The sequence below is a fragment of the Wolbachia endosymbiont (group B) of Eucosma cana genome (assembly GCF_947250645.1).
GTDB lineage: Bacteria > Pseudomonadota > Alphaproteobacteria > Rickettsiales > Anaplasmataceae > Wolbachia.
In genome coordinates, this window is record NZ_OX366334.1 from 281,164 (window position 1) to 304,016 (window position 22,853).

General features: G+C 33.6%; 22 protein-coding genes, 1 tRNA gene and 2 pseudogenes. 15 read left to right on the forward strand and 10 right to left on the reverse strand.

Annotated elements, in window-relative coordinates; translation table 11 throughout:
- Position 1: 1 nt before the first annotated feature.
- From OOK99_RS01285 to OOK99_RS01300, 4 genes and pseudogenes are all read right to left on the reverse strand, one after another.
- On the reverse strand, positions 2 to 784 hold the full coding sequence (locus OOK99_RS01285) for an exodeoxyribonuclease III (protein WP_017532452.1): 783 nt from the start codon (positions 782 to 784) through the stop codon (positions 2 to 4).
- Complete coding sequence (locus tag OOK99_RS01290) at positions 784 to 1,491, reverse strand: uroporphyrinogen-III synthase (protein WP_264719945.1); 708 nt, start codon at positions 1,489 to 1,491, stop codon at positions 784 to 786. Before OOK99_RS01290 ends, OOK99_RS01285 begins: the two co-directional genes overlap by 1 nt.
- Before the next feature lie 225 nt (positions 1,492 to 1,716).
- Entirely contained in the window at positions 1,717 to 3,258 is a 1,542-nt protein-coding gene (locus OOK99_RS01295) for an actin-bundling T4SS effector WalE1 family protein (protein ID WP_264719946.1), read from the reverse strand.
- Between the two features lie 190 nt (positions 3,259 to 3,448).
- Positions 3,449 to 5,453: pseudogene (locus OOK99_RS01300) on the reverse strand (hypothetical protein).
- 129 nt (positions 5,454 to 5,582) lie between these two features.
- On the opposite strand from OOK99_RS01300, the gene OOK99_RS01310 reads away from it, so the two are divergent.
- Positions 5,583 to 6,908: a phosphomannomutase/phosphoglucomutase gene (locus OOK99_RS01310; RefSeq protein WP_264719950.1), complete on the forward strand. Its 1,326-nt coding sequence runs from the start codon at positions 5,583 to 5,585 to the stop codon at positions 6,906 to 6,908.
- 131 nt (positions 6,909 to 7,039) lie between these two features.
- Here the strand turns inward: OOK99_RS01310 and OOK99_RS01315 are convergent, their stop codons facing one another.
- From OOK99_RS01315 to OOK99_RS01335, 5 genes are all read right to left on the reverse strand, one after another.
- Complete coding sequence (locus OOK99_RS01315; protein ID WP_211907805.1) at positions 7,040 to 7,627, reverse strand: CvpA family protein; 588 nt, start codon at positions 7,625 to 7,627, stop codon at positions 7,040 to 7,042.
- Positions 7,628 to 7,684: 57 nt separating this feature from the next.
- Positions 7,685 to 8,281 carry a riboflavin synthase gene (locus tag OOK99_RS01320; protein ID WP_264719951.1) on the reverse strand — a complete coding sequence of 199 codons (597 nt, stop codon included), beginning with the start codon at positions 8,279 to 8,281 and terminating at the stop codon, positions 7,685 to 7,687.
- Between the two features lie 40 nt (positions 8,282 to 8,321).
- A complete protein-coding gene (locus OOK99_RS01325; protein WP_264719952.1) occupies positions 8,322 to 10,238 on the reverse strand; it encodes a hypothetical protein in 1,917 nt (638 codons plus the stop codon).
- 941 nt (positions 10,239 to 11,179) lie between these two features.
- Positions 11,180 to 11,458, reverse strand: a complete 279-nt coding sequence (locus OOK99_RS01330; protein ID WP_264719953.1) for a hypothetical protein — start codon at positions 11,456 to 11,458, stop codon at positions 11,180 to 11,182.
- A gap of 3 nt (positions 11,459 to 11,461) precedes the next feature.
- Positions 11,462 to 12,473 (reverse strand): IS630 family transposase gene (locus tag OOK99_RS01335; RefSeq protein WP_264719384.1). Its coding sequence is split into 2 segments (ribosomal slippage): positions 11,462 to 12,010 and positions 12,012 to 12,473, totalling 1,011 coding nucleotides; the frame shifts between segments, so codons are not numbered across the junction.
- Positions 12,474 to 12,503: 30 nt separating this feature from the next.
- On the opposite strand from OOK99_RS01335, the gene OOK99_RS01340 reads away from it, so the two are divergent.
- Positions 12,504 to 12,998 (forward strand): hypothetical protein, encoded by a 495-nt coding sequence (locus OOK99_RS01340; protein WP_264719954.1) that lies wholly within the window; start codon positions 12,504 to 12,506, stop codon positions 12,996 to 12,998.
- On the opposite strand, the gene OOK99_RS01345 is transcribed toward OOK99_RS01340, so the two are convergent.
- Complete coding sequence (locus OOK99_RS01345) at positions 12,995 to 13,312, reverse strand: transcription antitermination factor NusB (protein WP_264719955.1); 318 nt, start codon at positions 13,310 to 13,312, stop codon at positions 12,995 to 12,997. The two genes, OOK99_RS01340 and OOK99_RS01345, sit on opposite strands and share 4 nt — an antisense overlap.
- Positions 13,313 to 13,505: 193 nt before the next feature.
- Between OOK99_RS01345 and OOK99_RS01350 the strand changes: the two genes are divergently transcribed.
- From OOK99_RS01350 to OOK99_RS01410, 13 genes and pseudogenes are all read left to right on the forward strand, one after another.
- Entirely contained in the window at positions 13,506 to 13,883 is a 378-nt protein-coding gene (locus OOK99_RS01350) for an IS110 family transposase (RefSeq protein ID WP_264719639.1), read from the forward strand.
- Positions 13,862 to 14,527, forward strand: a complete 666-nt coding sequence (locus OOK99_RS01355; RefSeq protein ID WP_264719956.1) for an IS110 family RNA-guided transposase — start codon at positions 13,862 to 13,864, stop codon at positions 14,525 to 14,527. The genes OOK99_RS01350 and OOK99_RS01355 overlap by 22 nt, the downstream gene beginning before the upstream one ends.
- A 382-nt stretch (positions 14,528 to 14,909) precedes the next feature.
- Entirely contained in the window at positions 14,910 to 15,953 is a 1,044-nt protein-coding gene (pheS, locus tag OOK99_RS01360; protein WP_264719957.1) for a phenylalanine--tRNA ligase subunit alpha, read from the forward strand.
- Positions 15,954 to 17,189, forward strand: coding sequence for an NTP transferase domain-containing protein (locus OOK99_RS01365; protein WP_264719958.1), 1,236 nt, complete (start codon positions 15,954 to 15,956; stop codon positions 17,187 to 17,189).
- Between the two features lie 78 nt (positions 17,190 to 17,267).
- Positions 17,268 to 17,828: a hypothetical protein gene (locus OOK99_RS01370; RefSeq protein ID WP_264720216.1), complete on the forward strand. Its 561-nt coding sequence runs from the start codon at positions 17,268 to 17,270 to the stop codon at positions 17,826 to 17,828.
- Positions 17,829 to 18,063: 235 nt separating this feature from the next.
- Positions 18,064 to 18,534, forward strand: a complete 471-nt coding sequence (locus OOK99_RS01375) for a P44/Msp2 family outer membrane protein (protein WP_264719960.1) — start codon at positions 18,064 to 18,066, stop codon at positions 18,532 to 18,534.
- A 235-nt stretch (positions 18,535 to 18,769) separates the two neighbouring features.
- Positions 18,770 to 19,245: pseudogene (locus OOK99_RS01380) on the forward strand (outer membrane protein).
- 216 nt (positions 19,246 to 19,461) lie between these two features.
- Positions 19,462 to 19,764: a 50S ribosomal protein L21 gene (gene rplU, locus OOK99_RS01385; protein ID WP_015588327.1), complete on the forward strand. Its 303-nt coding sequence runs from the start codon at positions 19,462 to 19,464 to the stop codon at positions 19,762 to 19,764.
- 10 nt (positions 19,765 to 19,774) lie between these two features.
- Positions 19,775 to 20,044, forward strand: a complete 270-nt coding sequence (gene rpmA, locus OOK99_RS01390) for a 50S ribosomal protein L27 (protein ID WP_006012184.1) — start codon at positions 19,775 to 19,777, stop codon at positions 20,042 to 20,044.
- An 8-nt stretch (positions 20,045 to 20,052) separates the two neighbouring features.
- Positions 20,053 to 20,129 (forward strand) — tRNA-Ile (locus tag OOK99_RS01395).
- A 39-nt stretch (positions 20,130 to 20,168) separates the two neighbouring features.
- Positions 20,169 to 21,335: a methionine adenosyltransferase gene (metK, locus tag OOK99_RS01400; RefSeq protein ID WP_264719963.1), complete on the forward strand. Its 1,167-nt coding sequence runs from the start codon at positions 20,169 to 20,171 to the stop codon at positions 21,333 to 21,335.
- A 109-nt stretch (positions 21,336 to 21,444) separates the two neighbouring features.
- Entirely contained in the window at positions 21,445 to 22,110 is a 666-nt protein-coding gene (locus OOK99_RS01405) for a TenA family protein (RefSeq protein ID WP_264719964.1), read from the forward strand.
- Positions 22,111 to 22,149: 39 nt separating this feature from the next.
- Entirely contained in the window at positions 22,150 to 22,809 is a 660-nt protein-coding gene (locus OOK99_RS01410; RefSeq protein ID WP_264719965.1) for a TenA family protein, read from the forward strand.
- Positions 22,810 to 22,853: the final 44 nt, after the last annotated feature.

Genomic DNA, 22,853 nt, shown 5'->3' on the forward strand with positions numbered 1-22,853 from the left:
TTTATTGTTTTATAACACATACAACAGGAGTATGATCAGATGGGTTTTCTAGTTTACGCAACCTATCATCTATGTAACATGTTTCCAATTTATCTGCAGCTTGTGGCGATAGCAGCATATGATCTATTCGCATTCCTTGATTGTTTCTGAGTGAATTACCTTGATAATGCCACCAAGTGAATTGTTGTAAGTTGAGGTGAGATATTCTAAATGCATCTTTAAAACCAAGATTCAAGATCGCTCTTAATTTCTCACGCTCTTTTATATGAAAGCACACTTGGCCATTTAATAAATTTGAATCAAAAACATCAATTTCATCCAGTGCAACATTATAATCGCCAGCTATAATAGTTAACTCTTCATTTTTCAACAAAGTGCCCATCCTTTCATATAGGTTATCAAAAAACTTGAGTTTATACTCAAAAGTATGAGAGTCTGGGCTTTGACCGTTTGGAACGTATACACTTCCTACCCTTACCTTATTATTGGTGTGTTTTATCACACACTCTATATAACGTGCTTCTTGATGACTCTCTACAATATCAATTTTAAACTTCTCCAGTATTGGATATTTAGATAAAACACAAACACCATTTCTTGCAACCTGTCCATAGACAGCATATTCATATCCTAATTCTTCTATCTCTGCATAAGGAAATTGCTCTTCTGTACATTTTATCTCTTGCAGCAAAACTATATCTATCTGACTATCAACTATAAAACTACAAAGTTGGTTAATTCTTTTACGTATGGAGTTTACATTCCAAGTTGCAATCTTTAGCATCAACAATCCTTATTAATTATATCAATTAAACTCTCCCCTGTAGGCAACCTCGATGTTATAATTTTTTTCCACTTGATTAACTTTAAACTATCAGCAATGTTTTTACTCATGGTATATGCAACTGTATTATTCATCACAGGAGATAGCCCACTTTTTAGAACTAATGAACAAAATACCCTTGCAGTTTGTGAGGAAAAAAAAGCAATGCTATCAATTTTACCGTCCAATAGTAAATTTTTACACCTATTAGTTAGACTCCTTTTAGTAATTGTTTTATAGAGTACAACTTCTCTTACGTTAAAACCTTCTTCAGATAATCTTTTTTTTAGGTCACATGATACTTCTTGTCCCCTTATATATAAGAACTTTATTGCATTTGAATAATGAGATTTTATGAATGATATCAGACCATCAACGTTGCTGTCTGCTGAGATTATATCGGAAAATCCCAAATTTTTTGCAGCCTGCATAGTTGAATTACCAACTGTAATAATCGAAAAGTTATCCTCTTTGCATATTTGACTGAAAGCCTTTACACTGTTTTTACTTGTAGATATCACAACGTCAAATTCATACGTAGATATATCAGGATTTAAGTACTTTATTGTGAATACTGGCTCTATAAAAACTTTGTATCCATATTTTTTTAGCGTGCTTCTTGTGCTCAACGAATCTAATAAAGGCCTTGTCAATAAAATAGACTTCATTCTGGTTTATTTCGCTAGCAGTAAAATGATATCCCTTATACACAAATTATTGAATAAAAATTTTATTTTTCAAGTTTCTTGCATAACCTAGAAAAAAAGGCAAGAGAAACTCAATAATTGGCCCAGTGCTAGAAAACTGATCTTAAATAAGCGAACATTTTGATCAAATGGAAAAAGGATGTTACTCATTGAGTAACATCCTTTTAGAATGATAAGCGGTTTTGTTTATCCTTTACTAGGCTCAGCTTTTTGTTGAACAGATTCTACGTTTGGTTGATCTACAATCGCACGTCGTTTTGCCAACTTCTCAGTGAGCTCTTCCGTAACTCCTAGACCAAATCTTGTTTCTTGAGAAGGACTGTGTCTTTGTGGAGTAGAAGAACTTGGTGAATTGAACCCACTATCAGAATTACGACGGTAACTGGCAAAGCTAGAAGTTGTAGCAGTACTGTCAGTGCTTAAAGAACCCATTGAATTGCTTCTTGGCGATTTCTCCGGAGCAACATAAAAACGGCTATTTCCTATCTCCGCAGATTGTATCTGATCCAACTCAGAATCTTGATATCTTATATAAGTAACTTCCTCTGGCTTTTTGCTACCTTTTGACGAGAACATCCTACCAAAGAATGAAGTAGGTGCTTTTACTTCCTTGTGCTCACTAGGGTTTAACAACTCCGCTTCGCTGCTAGTAGTGCTGTAACTACTTAAAGAATTCATTGAACTACTTCCTGATAAGCTATTTTCCAGTGAATTCATAGAACTTGCTTTATGCCTTTTTGCTAACTTATTAAGCCTTTCTAAAGTATTAAAACGAGTATGCTCTTCCTTGCATTCTCTAATAACTTCCTTAATCTCATTATGATGTTCAGAAAAAATTTCATATAGGCTGCTATTATCTTTAGCTAACAAATGTTGCAACTTCTTAGCATCTAATTTATTGATAAAATCTATTTGCTGCTTCAATCGGTTGATCAACTGGTCCTTTTTGGCACTGTGTTGACCATCAACAGAATAAGCTTTCTCTAATATTTTTTCCCCCAGCTTAGAAAATATTTTCCTAGTTAAAGCAGAGCTATTCACACCTTTGTCTTCAAAAACTTCCTTGACAAACATTTCCTTTACACTATTAAAACTTCTCGTTTTTTCTTTTGTTTTCAAAATAACAGTTTGATCTTCATTACCTATTGAATATGCGATGCCATCTAAACTAGACATGCTTGCACCACTATCACTCATCTTCCTTCCAAGGTTTTGAATGTTATCCCCCATTTTTCTTAATGTAGAGCTAGCTCTCTCTTGTGTTGCCTGTTTTACAGAACTTGCAGTTTCTTTTACCGAATTCTTGGCATATACAGCACCATCTTTGATTTTTCCGCCAATATGCTTCGCTCCTTCAACTGTTTTTTCTGCTGACCATTTGAGTCCTTTATATCCAGATAGAACTGCTTTTACAGCAACTTTCGCAGCGAAAAATAAAGTAAGACCAACTATAGCACCTGGTATAGCAAGCGTTGCACCAACTGCCAAAAGTGGTAGCACTGCTGCAAATAATCCACTTGCTGTACCTACTACAAGAGCCTGATCTCCTTTTTTCATCTTGGAGAATTCTGTATCTCCTTTTAACAAGTCAGTAATTCTTTCCTTTAGTTTTTTAGAATCATGAACAATATCTGCACTTAATGAATCTTTCATAATTGTACTAACACCAAAATTATCTTGTTGAGCTTCAACAGGACGTGAGTTAGATTTTATTGCACTAGGTAACATTTTTAACCTCACTATTAATTAAATATACTAATATTGTATATATCTGATTCTTAAGTTAGGGTTAATTCATCTAACAATGTCCACTTACTCTCAAATGATTTTACTTGATGTGTTTTTTTGAAAGCACAGAAAATTAGTGATTGTTGCAATATAATATCTCGTTTGGACTGGCTATAGCTGAAGCAAAAACTCATCCTTTTGAAGGAGTAGATTTTTCTGGAACCTTAGCAGGGGTTGATTTTGGATCTGATAATTCTGTATTTACCTTAGTTGGCTCTAATGGAATTCGCTGCTCTTCTGGTTTATCGTCTGGAATTGGAACAGGCCAATCCATAATGTTTTGTGGTATGTTTGTTCGAGCTTCTTCTTCCTTAGCCTCTTTTTGATCTGTTGAAGATGATGCATCAACACCTGCATTTGTACCTTGGTCTTGTGTTTTAGGAACTGTAGTTTCGTGATCACTTGCCTCTATTCCTCTACTTTTATATTCAACTTCAGTTTGAGTTGAGATAGCTGCCAGATCTTTTTCCTGCTGTAATATGTCCTGCAATTTCTCTAGAGCTTCTTTAACAGACTTCAGCTCTTCTTGTAACATACCCTCCTTTGCCTTAAACTGTTGTTTAAGCTTATCTATTTCTTCATTCGTATTTATCTCACTCATCTCATCTGCAAGTGATTTTCCAGATTCAAGTTGCCAAATTTCCCTCTCTAAATTTTCATTTCTTTTTTTTAGTTCATTGAATTCTTGAGACAATTGTTTCAGCTCTTTAGTCAATGTATTGTTTTTCTCTTTTGCTTCCGTCAATTGTTCTGCCAACTGCCTTTCATGATTATCCTTTGAACCTTCTGCCAATATTCTCTTTAGATCATTTTCCAAATTTGCATTCTTTCTTTCTAGTGCACTTAACTTGGCTTCACTTTGCTCCAATTTTTTCTGTAGTTCCTCATTTGTTCTATTTGTTGACTGAACCTCACTTTTTTTATCTTTCAATTGATTAATTAAATTTGTTATTCTAGCATTTTTATTTTTTTGACTTTGTTCTAGTGTGCTTACCTTTCGTTCTAATTGCTTAATGTCTTGATCCTTTTCAGCTAACTCTTTTTCCTTTCTTTTCAATTCATCTTTAAGTCTTGTGACTTCTTTTTCCAAATCTTGCTTTTCCTTGGTTAATTTATTTAGTTCCTCATCACCTTCTTCTGTTATCCTTGTATTATGTTTTTTTAACTTTGCGCTTTGCTCCTTGAGATATGTGTTTTCTTCCTCTAATTCCCCTATTCTATCCTCTAACTCATTTCCTTCTTGTTTGTTCTCTTCTTCATCAAACGTGTTGCTCTCAAATGTTTCATCTTCACCATTAAATTCACTACTAATAGACAAAGAACTTCTGCGTGAAGAAGGTGTACTAAGAGAAGAATACCCACTGCTACTTGGTATAGGTGACTGCAGTGAATCTTTTGTAAATGTTTCCTCTGCTGGTGTTTGCTGATTGTTCACACTTTTGCCCATGTCAGTAAAAGCTTGATGCAGAGTTTTTCCGTTGATAAAAACTTCTTTATTCTGCTCAACTAATTTTAATACCTCTTCTGGGTCAGTTATTTCTCCAAATTTTGGTTCATCAATCACTCTTTTTATGCCCTTAGAACTTACTTCTACAGTCATGCTACAATCTATGCTATTGCCTTTAGAATCCTTATTGCCAGTTAATGGTCATCTCACATGAGCTTGAACCAGTAAAATCATAGTGCCTTTCGCTGCCTTTTTTGGTTGCAGTTATTTGACTATCTTTCCCTAAAGATAGGTTATAAACCTTGCCTTCGTCACTGGCTCTTAAAAGGGTGCTAATCTCTATTGGTTTTTCTTTATTTTCAAATCTAATTTTAAATTCATTATCTTGTGTTGTATATACTAAGAAATTTTCACTTGGTAGAGATTCTGCGAATTTTTTATGTGTTGCATTTATTGATTGCTCAAACTTTTGAAACTCCTCTTTCCACTTTGAACTTACCTGTTCTTTAATGTTCTCATCTTTGTGTAAAGGACCAATAAAGTACCAGATTAAATTTTCTTCTTCTACTTTTCTGATAAAATCCTGAAAATTTTTGCAAGATTTAATGAAACTTAAAATATCATTTTTCTTTTGCTCATCTACATCTAAACCTTGATTTTCAGCTATAAATAAGTTTTCTTTTAGCATAATTTCTATTTTTAGAGAATTGTATTATAATATTAGCATATTTTCTTAAAAAATCAACTAATCTTATAGTTAAATAAACTTGAGTATTTGTCGGGAATGTTATATATTAACTACTCCAAGAAGTGCACTATGGATAATACTATTATAAGAAAATACGATATTAGAGGTGTGGTAGGCAGAGATCTGCAAATCAGTGATGGGTATGAAATAGGTAGAAAATTCGGTCAAACTGCAGCTAACGTTTGTGTAGGCTATGACAGCAGGATAGATTCACCAAGCATAGAAAAAGAATTGATCAGAGGCTTAATTTTATCCGGTGCAAATGTTATACGAGTTGGTCTCTGTTCTTCACCTATGCTCTATGCTGCAACAATGAATGCAGATCTTGGGATTATGATCACTGCTTCTCATAATCCCAGAAAATATAACGGCTTTAAATTTTTCAGTAGTAAAAAAGTTTACTCAGATCAAGAAATGAAGGAAATTATAGGCAATACAATTAAAAACAGCACGAAAATTGGAAGCTTAATTAACACGAATATATATAGTGAGTACGTTAACATATTAAAAGATGTGCTCAAGAATAACGCTACACAAAAACTAAAAATAGCCTGGGATTTTGGCAATAGTCCAACAATTGTAAGGTATATTGAAAAAGTTTTACCAAGTCATATACACATCATAACCAATAATTCTATCGATGGAACGTTTCCACTGCACGACCCAGATCCCATAGAAGAGAAAAATCTTGCTCAGTTAATAGATATTGTCAAGAAAGATAAATGTGATCTTGGTATTGCACTTGATGGTGATGGTGATAGGGTACGCTTGATTGATAATAAAGGTAATGTTGTTTCCAATGATCACTTGTTTATGATTTTTGCACGTGAAGTATTGGCGGAACACCCAAAAAGCAAAGTTATTGCCAACGTAAAAATGAGTATGAAAGTGCATGATTTCGTTAGCAAATTAGGGGGGCAAGTAATTACCTGTGCCACTGGACACTCACTAGTTAAGAAAAAGATGGTAGAAGAAGGGGCAAAATTTGCCGGTGAACTCAGTGGGCATTTTTTCTTTTCTGAGCTGGGTTTCGATGATGGACTATATTCTGCTGTTAAAGTCATTAACATTTTACTTAAGAAAAACCACAGCCTATCTGAGATGATTGAAGATTTGCCAAAGTTATATATCACTCATGAAGTGAAAATTGTAGTGAAGGATGAGAAAAAATTTCAAATAATTGAGTCAGTAAAGGAGACACTAAAGCAGAAAAATATTGTATTTTCAGAGCTTGATGGTATTAAGGTAACCGATAATAAAGGTTGGTGGCTTCTTAGAGTATCAAATACGCAAAACTGCATTACAGCAAGATGTGAAGGAAATACCTTAGAAGATTTTGAACTCACTAAAAAAGTTTTGTTTTATTACATTGATGCACTAAAATTATACATTTAAATTTTTTTTGATGGTTTACTTATTCGTCAATGTTTGCAGTTTTGTTTGATTAGTCATAGGAATTGGTAACCTATGGCGAATTGCTGTGGATAATAGCTGTCTACGCTAGTTTAGCTATAGAAAATCAACACTCACTTTTCTTTATTGTTTTGAGGTTTTTCTTGATCAACCATTTCCTCACCGATCTCTTTTATTTTTAGTATCAATGATTCTGGCACATACATGTTAATTACTTCTTCTGTTGTCACAAATAAAGCCTGATAAGAGTGTGAATTTATTATCCAATTGGGCAATATGTCTTCTGCGTCTATTTTAGACTCTCCCTCTTTTTTATCATATACTGTGTGGCAATATAAGTGCACAGCAAAAAATAGTACATAAGAAAGCAATATTCCTCTGAGTGCTCCGACAAAGATTCCAGTAACTCTATCCATTAATCCCAACCTTATAGGTGATAATATGTACATTAGCCAGTTATTCATTGTCATGAATGTAAGATTAAGTATGATAAATACAGAGATTGTAGAAAGTATGTTTTGTGTAACTTTAGAGTCAAAATACTTACTATAATTTATAATAAAAAAATCATAGTAACTAGCTGTCAAAAAGACTGATAAGAGCAAGAACATTAATGCACATAGCTCTTTTATAAAACCTCTAGTTATCGATATTATTACACACAAGACAATAATAAAGATAATTAGGCTATCGAAAAACATATTTTGTATCTATATGATTTTCAAGATATAATAGTTGTAAATAACAAAGTTGTAAAATTAATTGTGTTGATATTTTATCAGCTGGTCTAAGTACCGAGCAATCATATCAACTTCTAAATTTAGGTAATTACCTATTTTATTATGCTGAAAAGTTGTGTTTTTCCATGTATAAGGAATGATATTCACAGTGAATTCTTGATCGACAACTGAATTTACTGTAAGGGAAACTCCATCTAGCGTTACAGAACCTTTTTTCGCAACAAATTTAATTAATTCTTGTGGGCACGATAGCTTGATTTCATGAGAATCTAAATCTTGTTCAATTATTAAAATTCTTGCTATCCCATCAACATGACCCTGAACTAGGTGGCCATCAATACTGTCACTCAGTTTCATTGCTTGCTCTAGGTTTATTTTTTTTCCTGTTTTCCACATATTTAAGTTAGAAACCTTCATAGTTTCTTGAGATACTTGAACTGTGAATACATCGCTCATTATGTTGACAACAGTTAAACACACTCCGGAGCAGGATATTGAATCTCCTTTGTTTATAGAGGATAAATTTTGTGTCTCAATATGGAAGGTTTGATCAGAGTTAGGGTGGATAGTGATATCAGTTATAGTGCCAATATCTTTGATAATTCCTTTAAACATGCAATAAAATAAATAATTATATCACAAAAGATCTTATTTGTTAGGTGCGCAAAGGAAGATCTTTTTTACTTATCTGCTCAATAGATTCTACAGAATATTCAGAATATATAAAGTAAGCCAGGTTCAAAACGCACAGCGTAATTAATATTGGTAACCCTATGTTTAATGTTAGACCGATACTTTCCCTTTTTTCTGCTGGCACCAATTCCTTTAAAATTGACACTTTTCCCAGCGGCAAATGCCATAGGCAGAGTGCTGATATAGAAGCTGCTACTAAAAATAGACAAAAATAAGTCTCTTTCGAAGAAAACATAGCTTTTAATGGTGATTTGAGCCTAATATTAGTAGGCAATCGAGTTTTAGCTTCATTTGTTTTTGGTAAATGGTCTACAGCTTTGCTTGGTAAAATTTCATGAGAAACATTTTTAGGCTGTGGAGAAGGTTGGCCTGAAACTAATTTAATCAACTGCTCTTTTTTTCTATATACTTGCTTTTGTAAATATTCTTTACCTAAAAGTGAATTATTAGGGGGTTGTGGCCTTTTGAGTACCTCTAGCACTTCTGATATCTCATTCGGCTCTAATATTTCATGTAGTTGTTTATCTTGGAAATAAATAATATTAAACACTGAGTTGAAAATATTGTAAAATGCATCTGAATCTTGATTTTTATATTCACTTATTACTTCTACGAATATTTCATCAAGTTTTTTTCCCTTGTGCTCAGCCAAATTATCTATCATAGCTACTCTAGCATCAAGTTGAACTTGTTTTATGATTGATTGTTTTTCCTCTTCTGATAGCTCTTTGGCCTGATTTTCGGATTTCTTTTTTCTGTTAGCTTTAAAATAATCTGTGTGCGAAGTAGTTTGACCTATATCCCGTTCCACTTCTTGAGGCATTGGATTTCCTATACTACCCTCTGTTATCCGAGTGTCTAACACTGGTTCTTTTTCTTTTTGGTCAAGTGCTGGAATAACACCAGGTGGCATATTGTTACTCTGTATAGAAAATTTGGGCAGTTGTGGGAAAAAGAATTGTGCCGTATTAAAAAAATTGAATGGCTGAAAAAGAGACCTAAACCAGGAAATATTTTCATGCATTGCAGCAACAATTACTGATGCGCGTGTAATTTGCTTTCTGTTACTTACTATATTGTAGCCAAACGAACCTTGCACAATTTGGTTGCCTTGCGTGTTCCCTTTTTCAACCACATTTTCGTTTTTATTTTCAGTTTCTTCTGCTTGTAACGTATCTTGACTTTGCTCCTCGCTTTTAGCTTTTTCTACATGTTTTAGCTTCTCATTTAAGAGTGCCTCGATTTGTTGCAAGCTACCGAGGTTGATGTTTTTAACGTCTGTTTGTAGCGTTATTGTTATGCCCTGCAGAAGGATTTGAATTGAAGCATTACTTATGAATTCTTCTACAGTTTTATTAGCTTTATGGTAGTTGTTGTATAGTTCTTCGCTTTCTTTTGCTACTTTTATATTGGCTGTGAAGTTTTTCTCCTGAGAAAGGCAGATTTTAAAAAAGTCAATAAAATGTTTTATTTGAGGTAATATTGTATTAGGGTTTACCTCTGTTAGCAGCTTGATCTTAAATGAAAATTCTTGTGTATCACTTGTAACACTTCTTGAGCGAATAGTGCTGATTTCTACTACTTCATCGGAAAATACTTTGCCTATCTCTTTAGATTTATCTTTGAAAAATTTAGGTAAATCTTCTACCTCATATTTTTTCTCAGCTCCAACTTTGGTGAGATTTTTTTCTGTGTCTTGAGCTTTATTTTTAAATAAATTCTTTGCTTGTTTCTGCAGTGTGGTATTAAGGTTAGTAACATCTTCCTTTATGTTTTCACAATCTTTTTTAAAGGACTTAGAGAAATCTTCTATTTCATGTGTTACCTTATTTTGAATTTCGGAAGCTGCTGTATGTATGGTTTTTTTAGCCTTATCCATAAAAGACTTAAATGAATTTTTTGTTTGCTCCCACGGAGTTGTGGTATCATTACTGTGCATGTTTCTAATTTTTTAATTTATTAATATAATATTAACAAAAAAATATAATTAGTCAATAAATTAATAATTATAGCACCCTTGCATAACAGCGGCGTGTTGGATTCAATAAGAGCAGAAAAAGTTACTTTACAAATCTCATCAATCTTCTTATCATAACAATAAGAGTGTTTATCCTTGTTTTTAATCTCTGCAGATTTAACAACAAAATTCAGTAAAAAACTCAGGTATATATTGGCAGATTACATAAAATTATAGCGGCTGCATGTCTTTTTTATTTTTTCTACATTCAGCCAAAACGCGCTTTAAATAAGCGTTAGCACATTATTACAATGCCGATTTACATTATTATAGGGTTAAAACTCACTACTGGGGGATTCTTTTGCCTTTTTTTTGCTTGGTAAATTTCTTAATATTTTGGATTAGTTAGGAGTCCTATAGAGATGTCATTTCAGTGCTTCTTATTACCTGTTCTGGATCCCAGTGTTATGCAACTGGGATGACACCACAGGGGCTACTTGAATGGCAAGAAAGAGGGCTACTTGGATGACAGGGAAAGGAGTACCTAAATGACAGATCAAAAGCTTTTACCTTTTTTCTATTTAGTAAATTTCTTGATGCTATAACTAAAGCAATTTAGTAGCACGTAGTATAATATCAAACCTTTTTATGCGCCAACTTTTATCTACTTCCATCATGTTTCGCAGTAGGTCTATCTGCTGTTGTACCAAGAGGTATTGCATAACAACTGCATTTAAGCTTTCGATTACTCCTTTACAAAACGTATTTATGAAGAAATCGACCGCGGTGAAGGGGGCTTTGTCTCAAGTCGTAGATAATTTATTGTCTATAAGTTGACTATACTAACTTTTTCATATATAATATTAATATATTATTAATTTATTTTCAGGAGTAATTATGTTAACTTTTAAAAAAGATCGTAAAACAACAGACACGGCAGTTATATTACTTGCTTCTCTGTGTGCCATTGGAAGCGCAGTATTAATATTCTCATTACCATTTTTAGCGCCTGCAGCTTTAGCTTCACTTGGAGCGTTTTTTGCTACATTTCCTGGGATATTTATCTCAATACTTGTTTGCTCTTTACTACTGACTTTAGCATTTGGTGCTATCGTTACCGCATTTGAAACATCTAATACCAATTCTCATTGTTGTGGAGTCAAATAGGAAACAGAGCAGAGTTGTTTAATTGTAGAAGTAGCAAGAGAGGTAAGAAATTTGCATAAAGTGCTCTCAAGCAAAGCAATAGTACTGTATATTTTATTGCGCAAAATGTTCTGTTTTATATATAACCAAAGCCTCTCAACAGGATTAAGTTCAGGTGAATATGGAGGTAGGTATATAATCTCAATGTTTTTAGGTACCTTTAAATTTTTTGACTTATGCCAACTAGCACAGTCCATAACAAGAACAGCTTCTCTTGTCCCTAGATATTGCAACATTTGCTCAAGAAATATATTCATGCAATCAGTGTTAACATTTGGTGCAAATAAGCTAAAACTCTCTCCATTTTTAGGATTAACTGCACTGTAGAGATAAAAATTATGCCTACCTAACTTTATTTTAACCCGAGTTCTAGTACCTTTTTTAAACCATCCATGCCCAACTTTCGAATGTGTGCCAAACCTTGATTCATCAAAGAAAAATAGCTCTTTTTCAGGATACTTTCCAATAACTTCATTGAGATTTTTTTTTGAATTCCTCTTGTTTACTTTTATCTTGTACGTTGTGTACTGGTCTTGGTGTAATATATGAAAATTTCATCTTTTGCATATGGCGGTGTACTGTAGATTTGCTAATATTTAAGTCGAACTTTTCCTGTATTCTTATTCTCATTTCTTTAATGGTAATATTAGGGTTTTCTTCTATCCATGCTTCAATTTGCTGTAGTTGAGCCTGATTTAATTTAGTTTTTCTTCGGCGTGATCGAGGAGCAAACAGTTTTTCTTCTCTGCCAAATTTCAAGAGTTTTATCCACGAAGTTAGTGCCTTTCTTGAAATGCAATATATTTTTGCTACAGACGTTATACTGTACTTTTTTGCTGCAATTACAGCGTTTAGTTTTTTTGAAACATATGCATTATTCCTTACTTTCTTCAGCATCTCTTTTGCTGATTTTACTACTTCTTCATCCAATAATTTTGATCTGAGTGCCATTTATACCTAAACTATTTCACTTATTTCATTATGGCTTTTCTTCCATTATTGTCTATCTGTTTCCCGTGTAACGGGAATTGGTATAAGAACCGTAGTACAACAGTGAAAGAAAAAATGGATGGGAAGATTGTTGTTGATAGTGCAGGATGTCTGCAGTTGAAAGTAACAGATGAAGCTCTTGAGTTTCTCAAAGAAAACAACCAAAATAAGAATCAAGATGGCATTGTTATCCCCGATGAGTATCGTATAGATTTTCCCTTCAACGATAAGAGTTACTACATAACTGCTAAAGATGAGTCAGGTATATCTGACAATAATAGCTGCTTAAAAATAAATTCACTAGCAGTAAAAAATGATGAAGGTGAGTTTAAATTAATAGATGGAAGTGACCAACAGCTCAAAACGTTAAGTTTAGGCTCTGAAGAAAATGATGCTAAAGAACTAACCATTGAACTTACGCCAAGCTCAATTGTTAAATCACCAGAAGCTGAACAACAAAAGAACGAAAGATCATTATCCAACTAAGTATAAAAGGGGTAGACTAAATAAGTCTGCCCTTCATTTTTTAGTGTTAGGTTACTTAAACTTATTGTAGAAACTGCTGCAATGTTAGTATATTCATTAATAACAATTGGTGCTGGTGTATCAAAATCAATTAACTCACATACTGCAATACGCAAAATAGATAAGCTTATAAGATTTAACCGTGAAAGTGACCAGCTTGGGTGTAAATAAGACTCTATTATTTTATCATATTCTTCACTGCTTTTTATAACCTTACATAACAAGTTTTCTAAGAACTGATGTTCAAATTCTTCACATTCAAATATATCTTTCAACGTACTTATGTAATCTTTAAGCTCACAATTTTCCAATTTAAAAGTGTAACCTATGAAGATATTCAAATAAACAACATACTGTAATTGCGATTGAATGATGGAGAGACATACTCCATTATTTTAGCACGAAGTAACAAGTTCAATGAATCTGTTCTTCAAAAATAATTTAAACCTTTACAGTAGGAGTAGTCTTATGAAATATTATAGCGGATTAGATGTCTCACTCAAAGAAACTTTTGTAAGTATCATTGATGAGAAAGGAAAAATTGTAAAAGAAGAAGTTGTTGTGAGCGAAAGCAAGGCAATAGCTGAGTATTTGCTCAGTCAAAGTAAAGAGTATGAAGCAATAGGAATAGAAAGTGGGCAATTGTCAATATCGATGTGCAAAGAGTTAAGGAGCTTTGGATTACCAGTAATTTGTGTAGATGCGAGGCATATGGCAGCAGCATTGTCTGCGAGAATCAATAAAAACGATAAAAATGATGCAAGGGGTATAGCACAAATGATGAGAGCTGGGCTGTATAAAGAGGTATTAGTAAAATCAGATGAGTGTCTTGTCAAGTTAAGGTAGCGCTCGGAAGTAGAAGGCAGTTAATGTATTGCAGAGAGCAAATTATGGGAACAATAAGAGGGCTATTGAAGATATACGGAATAAAGCTTGGCAAGAAGTCAAAGATTGTAATCTTTTCTTTAAAAGTGCAAGAAGCAATAAAAGATCTAGATAAAGTCAGTAAGGATTCAATTGAAGCATTAGTTTGTAGTTTGGAAATAATAGAAGAATCAATAAAAAAGCTTGATAAAATATTATCAGAGAAAGGCAAGAAAGACGAAGATTGCAAATTATTAACTACTGTACCAGGAGTTGGTATTATAGTAGCAATGACGTATAAGGCTACAATTGATAATCCACATAGGTTTGAAACATCTGATACAGTCGGAGCCTATATGGGATTGACGCCAAGACAGTACGCTTCTGGAGAAGTTAATCGTCATGGTAGCATATCAAAGATGGGACCGGTAGAATGTAGAAATATGTTGTATGAAGCTGCGCATACAATACTGACAGTTAGCAAGAAAAAATTCAAATTAAAAAGCTGGGGAATAAAGCTTGCAAAAAAGAAGGGTGTAAAGAAAGCAGTAGTTGCATTAGCAAGAAAACTAGCTGTAATTATGCATAGAATGTTGGTTGATAAAACAGAATTTTATTATCAATAAACACTAAAGGAGTATAGGACAATAATTTTATTGAAAGTAAAGATAGTAATGCCGATGGAAGGGATAAGCAAGAGCTATGGTTGAAGCGTAGACTTCGTAAACAACATGTTGCCATCCACTTCCGCCCTAACAAGTATAGTGCGGCTTGGCTAAAATTAAACTAGCCATATCAGACCGCGGAGAGAACCATGGAAGCATGCTATTTTTAATTTATATCAAGGATTATGGAGGAAATATGCTATTTTGATCTATGTGAAAATTATTGTTGACTTGTACGCAATTAGAGAACCTGTATGGTTGCTATACTCCTTTTTATTCAAATAGTTTTATTGATGATATTAAAGATTTCACTATAATAAAAATTTAAGCTGGCGTTTTTAAGGTGAACAAAGAGCTAATAAGTGAAATACCTTTACTTGAAGATAAGGTAATTTCTGAGATTGAAAATGCTGCTTCTTTGCAGGATTTAGAAAAAGTTAGGTTGTCATACTTGGGGAGAAAGGGTGTAGTAAAAGCTTATTTCGATGACTTAAAGAATATAGATGATGCAGGAGAGAAACGCGACCTAGGTGCAGTGATTAATGTTTTACGCAATAAGATAGACCAGCTTATAACAAGCAAAGAAAATGAACTGAAAGATAAAGAAGTTAAGTTAAAACTGCAAAATGAAGCAGTTGATATCACACTGCCTGTCAGACCAGAAAGAATTGGCAAGATTCATCCACTCAGTAAAGTTATAAGTGAAGTGAAGCTCATTTTTGCGCATATGGGCTTTAAAGCAGTTGATGGTCCTGATATTGAAGATGAATTTCACGTATTTGATGCATTAAATACTCCAAGTCACCACCCTGCACGAGAGGAGCAAGATACCTTCTATTTAAGGAATAAAATAAATGATAAAAGAATGGTGCTGCGCACTCATACCTCATCTGTGCAGATTAGAACCATGGAAAAGACAAAAACTTTTCCAATTAAAATAGTGGCTGCAGGCAGGGTATACAGAAATGACTTTGATGCAACTCACACTCCTATGTTTCATCAGATAGAAGGACTTTATGTTAATGAAAATGTCAATATGGGCCAATTAAAATTTACTATTCATTGCTTCCTTAGTAAATTTTTCGGAGATAAGGGTCTAAGAATACGCTTTCGTAATAGTTTTTTCCCTTTTACTGAACCTTCTGCGGAAGTGGACATAAGCTATAAAGATAGTAAATGGATTGAAGTACTTGGATGTGGTATGGTGCATCCAAATGTCTTTAAAAATGTTGGAATAGACCATACTAAATACAGTGGCTTTGCATTTGGAATTGGCATAGAAAGGCTTGCGATGCTGAAATATCAAATTGGTGATCTAAGGAGTTTTTACGACAACAAAATCAATTGGCTCAACCATTATGGTTTTCATTTTTCGTCTTTAAGATAAGTGACAAATAAATCTTATACATTTGTTGTACTTGCTGCTGGGCATGGTAAACGAATGAATTCAAGCTTGCCTAAGGTTCTGCACAAAATAGGTAATTTCTCCATGCTTGAGCACGTCATTTACAATGCAAAGCAGCTAAATCCTGAAAATATTGCTGTTGTAGTTGATCAGCCTTTAATTGAAAGACTAAAGTGCTTTGAGGATATAAAATTAATTACACAAGAGTCAACGCTCGGCACAGGGGATGCAGTCAAAATTGCAATGAGAAACCTGAAAGAATTATCAGACATAGTTGTTGTGCAGTATGGAGATACTCCGCTGATAAAAAGCAGCACAATAACTAAAATGATAAGCTGCTTAGGAGAGAGCAATGCTTTAGTTTGTCTTGGGTTTAAAACTGATAATAAAGGATACGGTAGACTAATTATTGAGAACGGTTCCCTAAGAGAAATAGTAGAAGTACAAAATGGTAGAAATAATGATGAGGAATTTCTTGCTAATGCTGGAATAATGGTTGCATATACAAAAGATTTACATGAATTAGTGGAGAAAATAGAGTGTAATAATCAAGCTCGCGAATATTACCTGACTGATATAGTTGCCATTGCAGTAAAGAGTAATTTAAATGTTGGCTATGTTATTGCTGATGAGGAGGAGGCAACTGGCATAAATAATAGGAATGACCTTGCAACGGCCGAGTTTTACTTTCAAGAAGAAAAAAGAAAGTTTTTCACTAACTCTGGAGTAACACTTGTTGCTCCAGAAACTGTTTTCTTCTCTCTTGATACGCAAATTGGTATGGATTCGATTGTTTACCCATACGTTTTTTTTGGTCCTGGAGTAAAAATAGGATCTGGTGTTAGGGTTGGTCCATTTGCCAAATGTGAAAATACAACAATAGGTGATGGTGCAATCATAGGTAATTTTGTTGAAACAAAAGCAAGTGATATAGGTATAAATACTAAGATAAAGCACTTAAGTTATATAGGAAATACTCAGGTAGGGCAGGGGAGTAACATAGGTGCAGGTACCGTTATTTGTAATTATGATGGGAAAAAGAAACATAAAACAAATATTGGAAGCAATTGTTTTATTGGTGCCAATAGTTCATTAATTGCACCGCTTAATGTTCATGATGACTCTCTAGTTGCAGCAGGTAGCGTTATAGTAGAGGATGTGCCAGAGAAAAGTCTTGCAATTGCAAGAGAAAGGCAAATAACTAAGAAAATAAAATAACTCTAATTTTTATTACGCGAATTATGTTATTTTTAATATATGCATTAGTATACATGTATATCAATATACATGTTAAAAATGAAAAAGTTGCTGATTTTGGTGGTCTGTTGTTTCCTGTCAGTACCGTCTTTTGGAGTTGATTGGATTAAAGATAGAATTTATACTTCTTTGTCATATAGCCGGCTTGGTGTTAATTATGACGTTGGTTTTCACTATACAAATAGCACTAAAATTTCAGTTGGCTATGTAATCAAACCTATTATTAATTCTGTAATCAAACCTACTCTTGATGAAGAATTTGGAGGAGTTATAGGGCTTATGGCAAAGCTTCATTATCATCATAAATTTGAAGGTACGAATATGACTCGTTATATTACTGCTGGTGTTGGTGCTGTTATAGTTCGTACAATGAAGGCTAAACCTAATGTAAGTAGAGCTGATAATGTAGGTGAAAACATAAGTACCCTATTGGCAGAGGTTTTCGAAACTATAGTCAATGATAAATTTTTTTCTTATCAAATAGGTGCTGGTATTAATCTTCCACTTTCTGAAAGAACAAGTGTTTTTGCTGGCTACAAATTGCAAAGGTTTCATAAAATTTTCCATGGAATTGAGCTAGGAATGAGCTTTAATTTGTAAACTCTGATTGAATATTTTTAGTAAAGGCTAGTGGGAAATTATATTGAAGCGAAAGTAAGTGATGTAGACTCAAATGATGATTGCAGCAGATAGTGAAAGATATGCCAATTTGCAATTGCAAGAGAAAGGCAAATAACAAAAAAAATAAAATAATTCCAATTTTTTACTTGCAATTTATACTATTTTTAATATTTATATGCTTGTATATGCATATATTAATCTTTGGAGGATAAAAATGAAAAAGTTACTTACTTTGTTGGCTTGCTGTTCTTTGTCAGCACCGTCTTTTGGAGTTGATTGGGTTAAAGATAGAACCTACACCTCTTCGTCGTATGGCATGCTTGGTATTAATTATGATCTTGGCTATCACTGTACAGATAGCATTAAAATTTCATTTGGTCCTGCAGTTAAACTTGTTATGAATGAAGGGATTTTAGACGCGGGACTTATGGCAAAGCTTCACTATCATCATCAATTTGAAAATACAGATATTACTCCTTATGTTACTTTTGGTCTGGGAGGTGTTGCTAAAATTCCTCTTTCAGAAAATCAAGGGCCAGACGTAGAAGAATTTTTTTCTTATCAAATAGGTGCTGGTATTAATCTTCCACTTTCTGAGAGAACAAGTGTTTTTGCTGGCTACAAGCTGCAAAAGTTCCATGAACTTTCGCATGGGGTTGAATTTGGAATGAGTTTTAATTTGTAAAATCTGATTGAATGTTTTTAGTGAAGTCTGGTTTGAATTTTTGTTGAAATAAAAGCAAGTTATATAGGCTAAAATGATGATTGCAGTAGGTAATAAAATGTGAAAAAGAAAAGTTTGGCAATTGCAAGAGAAAGGCAAGTAGCTAAAAAAGTGATTCCGATTTTATTATGTAAGTTATGTGATTTTTAACTTTTCTATGGATATATATGCGTATATTCATGGTTAGAGGGTGAAAATGAAAAAATTACTTACTTTGGTTATCTGCTGTTCTTTGTCAGCACCGTCTTTTGGAGTTGATTGGATTAAAGATAGAATCTACACTTCCTTTTCAGGTGGGGTTGGTGCTAATGTTGATCTTGGCTATCACTATACAGATAGCATTAAAATTTCAGCTGGTCCTGTATTGAAATCTGTTTTGTTTGGAGGATCTTTGGCAGAGTTAGGATTCATGGCAAAGCTTCATTATAATCATCAATTTGAAAGTACGGATATTACTCCTTATGTTACTTTTGGTGTAGGAGGTGGAGCTAAAGTATCTCAACCAGCACAGCAAGGTCAACAGCTAGACGTAAAAAAGTTTTTTCCTACCAGATAGGTGCTGGTATTAATCTTCCACTTTCTGAGAGAACGAATGTTTTCGCTGGCTATAAACTTCACAAGTTCAGTAATTTTTCTCATGGGTTTGAACTTGGAATGAGTTTTAATTTATAAGCTCCGATTGAATGTTTTTAGTGAAAGCTTGAGTTTTTATTAACGTCGTAAAGTTTTCATGATACTAAGAGAATTTGAGAGTAGTCAAGTTTTAAAACTTGACTACTCTCCAAGGAAAAGCAGATAAAGGTAGAAGTATTTCATGTTTTTATTTATATTGACAGTATGTGTAACATCATTTACGATTAGTGTTAATAACAATAATTGATATTTGTCATGTTTGCAGTAATCGAAACTGGTGGAAAGCAGTATTTAGTAAAAAAAGGCAGCATAATTAAAGTAGAAAGATTACAAGCTGAAGAAAAAGAGGAAGTGGAAATCAATAAAGTGATTTGTGTTTCAAGTAATGGCTTATCTTGTTCATCTAATGCTGTTGTTAAAGCTGAAGTACTGGAGCAGTGTAGAGATAAAAAAATTATAATCTTTAAGAAAAAGAGAAGAAAAAATTACCGTAGGAAAAATGGTCATAGGCAGTATATTACTGTTCTTCGTATCAATGAAATTAGTCTTCAAAAGTAAGAGGTAAGATATGGCAACTAAAAAATCAGGTGGTAGTTCCTGTAATGGTAGAGATTCGGCAGGGCGTCGGCTCGGGATAAAGAAGAATGGTGAGGTTATTCCAGGTAACATAATTGTACGTCAAAGAGGTACAAAATTTCATCCTGGAAAGAATGTTGGTATGGGTAAAGATCATACGATTTTTGCTAAAACGAAAGGCTGGGTGAGTTTTAGAAAATCAGCAAATAAAAAGACGTTTATTGATGTTGTGCCTACAGATGATATGCAAGCCTTGGCTTGAATAGATACGGGTCTGTAGCTCAGGTGGTTAGAGCGCACGCCTGATAAGCGTGAGGTCGGAGGTTCAACTCTTCCCAGACCCACCATTTAAATTTGCAATAGTTTTGATATTGTGTAACTAAACGATGGTTTTACATAAGAATTCAGTAACCAGTGAATCAGTAGCAGCCGGTCATCCAGACAAAGTAGCAGACCAGATTTCAGATGCAATACTTGACGAATACCTTTTTAATGACTCTTCCTCTCGTACTGCAATAGAGACTTTAGTTACTAAAGATAATGTTATTATAGCTGGGGAAGTATTTGGGCCGAACATTGAAAATAGCAAGATTGAAAGTATTGTACGGAATACAATAAAAGGTATTGGTTATGAGCATGATGGTTTCCACTGGGAAACAGTGAAAGTAAATATATTGCTACATGAACAATCAAATGACATTGCAATAGGTGTGGATCAAGGTGCTGGGGATCAGGGCATAATGTATGGCTATGCAACAATAGAGACAGAAAGCCTCATGCCGGCACCCATTTTTTATGCACACTCGATTCTGAGAAATATCATGAGTATGGTCAAAGGGGTAAAGCTTGGTCCGGATGCAAAATCGCAAATCACTTTGGCGTATGAGAATAACCTTCCAGTGCGTGCTGAAAGTATTGTTGTTTCAATACAGCATCTTGAGGATCTGAGTCAATCGAAAGTGAAGGAAATAATTTATCCTTACATAGCTTCATCTTTACCTGAAGGGTGGATGTGCCCTAAAGAAAATCTCTTAGTCAATCCAACAGGTAGATTTGTTATTGGTGGACCAGTTGGTGATTGTGGATTAACCGGACGAAAAATTATGGTTGATACTTATGGAGGCTATATTCCACACGGTGGAGGAGCGTTTTCTGGAAAAGATGCAACAAAAGTTGATAGATCCGCAGCTTATATGGCGAGATACCTTGCTAAAAATATTGTCTTTGCAGGTTTAGCTGAACGTTGTCTTGTGCAGCTTTCTTATGCAATTGGTGTCTCAAAACCTACTTCATTTTACATTGATACATTTGGCACGAATACAATAGATGAAGAGAGGATTAAAGGGTTTATTGAAGGTAACATAGATTTATCAACTAAAGGCATAATAAGACATTTATCACTTAATCGTCCTATATATAAACGTACAGCCTGCTATGGGCATTTTGGTAAAGAATCGGAAAGTGATGGTGGATTTTCTTGGGAAGGTGTGGACTTATCTACTGATTTTTGTAAAGAATTTAATATAGAAGAAAAAAAGAGAGAATTTCTTTAAACTATTAAACTCTTTTATTTCTAGCTTGATACTGATATAATAACTTATTATAAATTGTAAGTAACTTTTTAGTAACTATACTAGTTTTAATATTTATGAGGCTTACAAGATGTCCGACAAACCAAAAGAAGAATTTTACGATATTGCTGTAAGAGAGTCATCTGGCCTTATTGAAAAAATAATAAAACATCCTTTCAATGTTGAATTGATGAACAATACGCTAGATTATGAAAAGTTTAAATTTTATCTTCAGCAGGATTTTTTATATTTAGTGGACTGTACTCGTGCTTTATTGATTATTGCAGCTAAAGTTCATGACATTGAAATAATGAGCAGCTTAATAAATGTGGCAAGAGGAACATTTGATGTTCGGAGGCAATATAAAGAACATTTTGGAGATTGTGATTTATCTGATAATCACAAAAAATCAAGAGCCTGTTCTGCCTTTACTGACTTTTTCATGCGCGCTGCATATCACAGTTCTGTTGCTGAAGCTTTATCAGCATCTTACCCTTTCTTTAACATATACCAAATCATTCTACATAATATGATGAGTGAGGTAACACCTGATGAGGTTAAAAATAGCAAGTACGAAGGATGGATCAATATTTACAATAGCAAAGCAATGAATGCTGCAATTGATGAGTTTACTAATGTTATGAATAAATTTTATAAGAAAGCTGGCGATTGTGAAAAAAGAAGGATGCATGAGTTTTTTAAGAGAGGTTTAGAGCTAGAAATATTGTTTTGGGATGAGATGTATTCTCTAGCATAGTCTGTAGTATTAACACTAAATTATATTCTAGTTTATGTGATGTTCAGTGGTATAATTAAGAGCTATTATGGGTCAAATCTTTTAAAGGATATTATTGAGCATCCTTTTAATGTTGAATTAGCAAATAATACTTTAAACATAGAAAACTTCAAATTTTATATACAACAAGATGCATTCTTTTTAGCTGATTATGTTCGTACTGTTTTAATGATTGCATCAAAAATGGAGAGTTGTAATAACATTGTTCCATTGATTGGGGTGGCTAAAGGAGGAATAGAGATTATGAGAGTGTTATACGACCACTACTTTACTGTATACTCCATAAATCGTGGAGAAAAGTCGCTTGAGTGTTTCAATTTTACTAACTTTCTTTTGTCTACTTCATATAGCGATGTTTATGAAGCTGTAACAGTTCTTTACTCTTGCCATTTCATATATAAAATTGTTGTTGATAATATGAGAAATAAAATTAAAAAAAATAATAGGTATAAGGATTGGCTTGATTTTTTTGGCAGTAGCTTGATGGAATCTGGATGTGTTGCTTTGGAAGATATTGTTGACGAATATTGTAACAAAGTAGGAGAAAGTGAAAGAACCAGAATGCTAGAATTATTTAAAATAACTGCACAATTTGAGTTAGGCTTTTGGAATAGCGCATATAATTTTTCAAAATTTGATCAAGATTTTAAGAAATATTGACAATTTTAAGCTAATTTGTATGCTTGGTACGTATTTTTGAAGAT

Bases quoted from the DNA above. Each gene is read 5' to 3' on its own strand.
- OOK99_RS01285 (WP_017532452.1), bottom strand. From the start codon at position 784: ATGCTAAAGATTGCAACTTGGAATGTAAACTCCATACGTAAAAGAATT.
- OOK99_RS01290 (WP_264719945.1), bottom strand. From the start codon at position 1,491: ATGAAGTCTATTTTATTGACAAGGCCTTTATTAGATTCGTTGAGCACA.
- OOK99_RS01295 (WP_264719946.1), bottom strand. From the start codon at position 3,258: ATGTTACCTAGTGCAATAAAATCTAACTCACGTCCTGTTGAAGCTCAA.
- OOK99_RS01310 (WP_264719950.1), top strand. From the start codon at position 5,583: ATGGATAATACTATTATAAGAAAATACGATATTAGAGGTGTGGTAGGC.
- OOK99_RS01315 (WP_211907805.1), bottom strand. From the start codon at position 7,627: ATGTTTTTCGATAGCCTAATTATCTTTATTATTGTCTTGTGTGTAATA.
- OOK99_RS01320 (WP_264719951.1), bottom strand. From the start codon at position 8,281: ATGTTTAAAGGAATTATCAAAGATATTGGCACTATAACTGATATCACT.
- OOK99_RS01325 (WP_264719952.1), bottom strand. From the start codon at position 10,238: ATGGATAAGGCTAAAAAAACCATACATACAGCAGCTTCCGAAATTCAA.
- OOK99_RS01340 (WP_264719954.1), top strand. From the start codon at position 12,504: ATGGCTTTTCTTCCATTATTGTCTATCTGTTTCCCGTGTAACGGGAAT.
- OOK99_RS01350 (WP_264719639.1), top strand. From the start codon at position 13,506: ATGAAATATTATAGCGGATTAGATGTCTCACTCAAAGAAACTTTTGTA.
- OOK99_RS01370 (WP_264720216.1), top strand. From the start codon at position 17,268: ATGAAAAAGTTGCTGATTTTGGTGGTCTGTTGTTTCCTGTCAGTACCG.
- OOK99_RS01375 (WP_264719960.1), top strand. From the start codon at position 18,064: ATGAAAAAGTTACTTACTTTGTTGGCTTGCTGTTCTTTGTCAGCACCG.
- rplU (WP_015588327.1), top strand. From the start codon at position 19,462: ATGTTTGCAGTAATCGAAACTGGTGGAAAGCAGTATTTAGTAAAAAAA.
- rpmA (WP_006012184.1), top strand. From the start codon at position 19,775: ATGGCAACTAAAAAATCAGGTGGTAGTTCCTGTAATGGTAGAGATTCG.
- metK (WP_264719963.1), top strand. From the start codon at position 20,169: ATGGTTTTACATAAGAATTCAGTAACCAGTGAATCAGTAGCAGCCGGT.
- OOK99_RS01405 (WP_264719964.1), top strand. From the start codon at position 21,445: ATGTCCGACAAACCAAAAGAAGAATTTTACGATATTGCTGTAAGAGAG.
- OOK99_RS01410 (WP_264719965.1), top strand. From the start codon at position 22,150: ATGTTCAGTGGTATAATTAAGAGCTATTATGGGTCAAATCTTTTAAAG.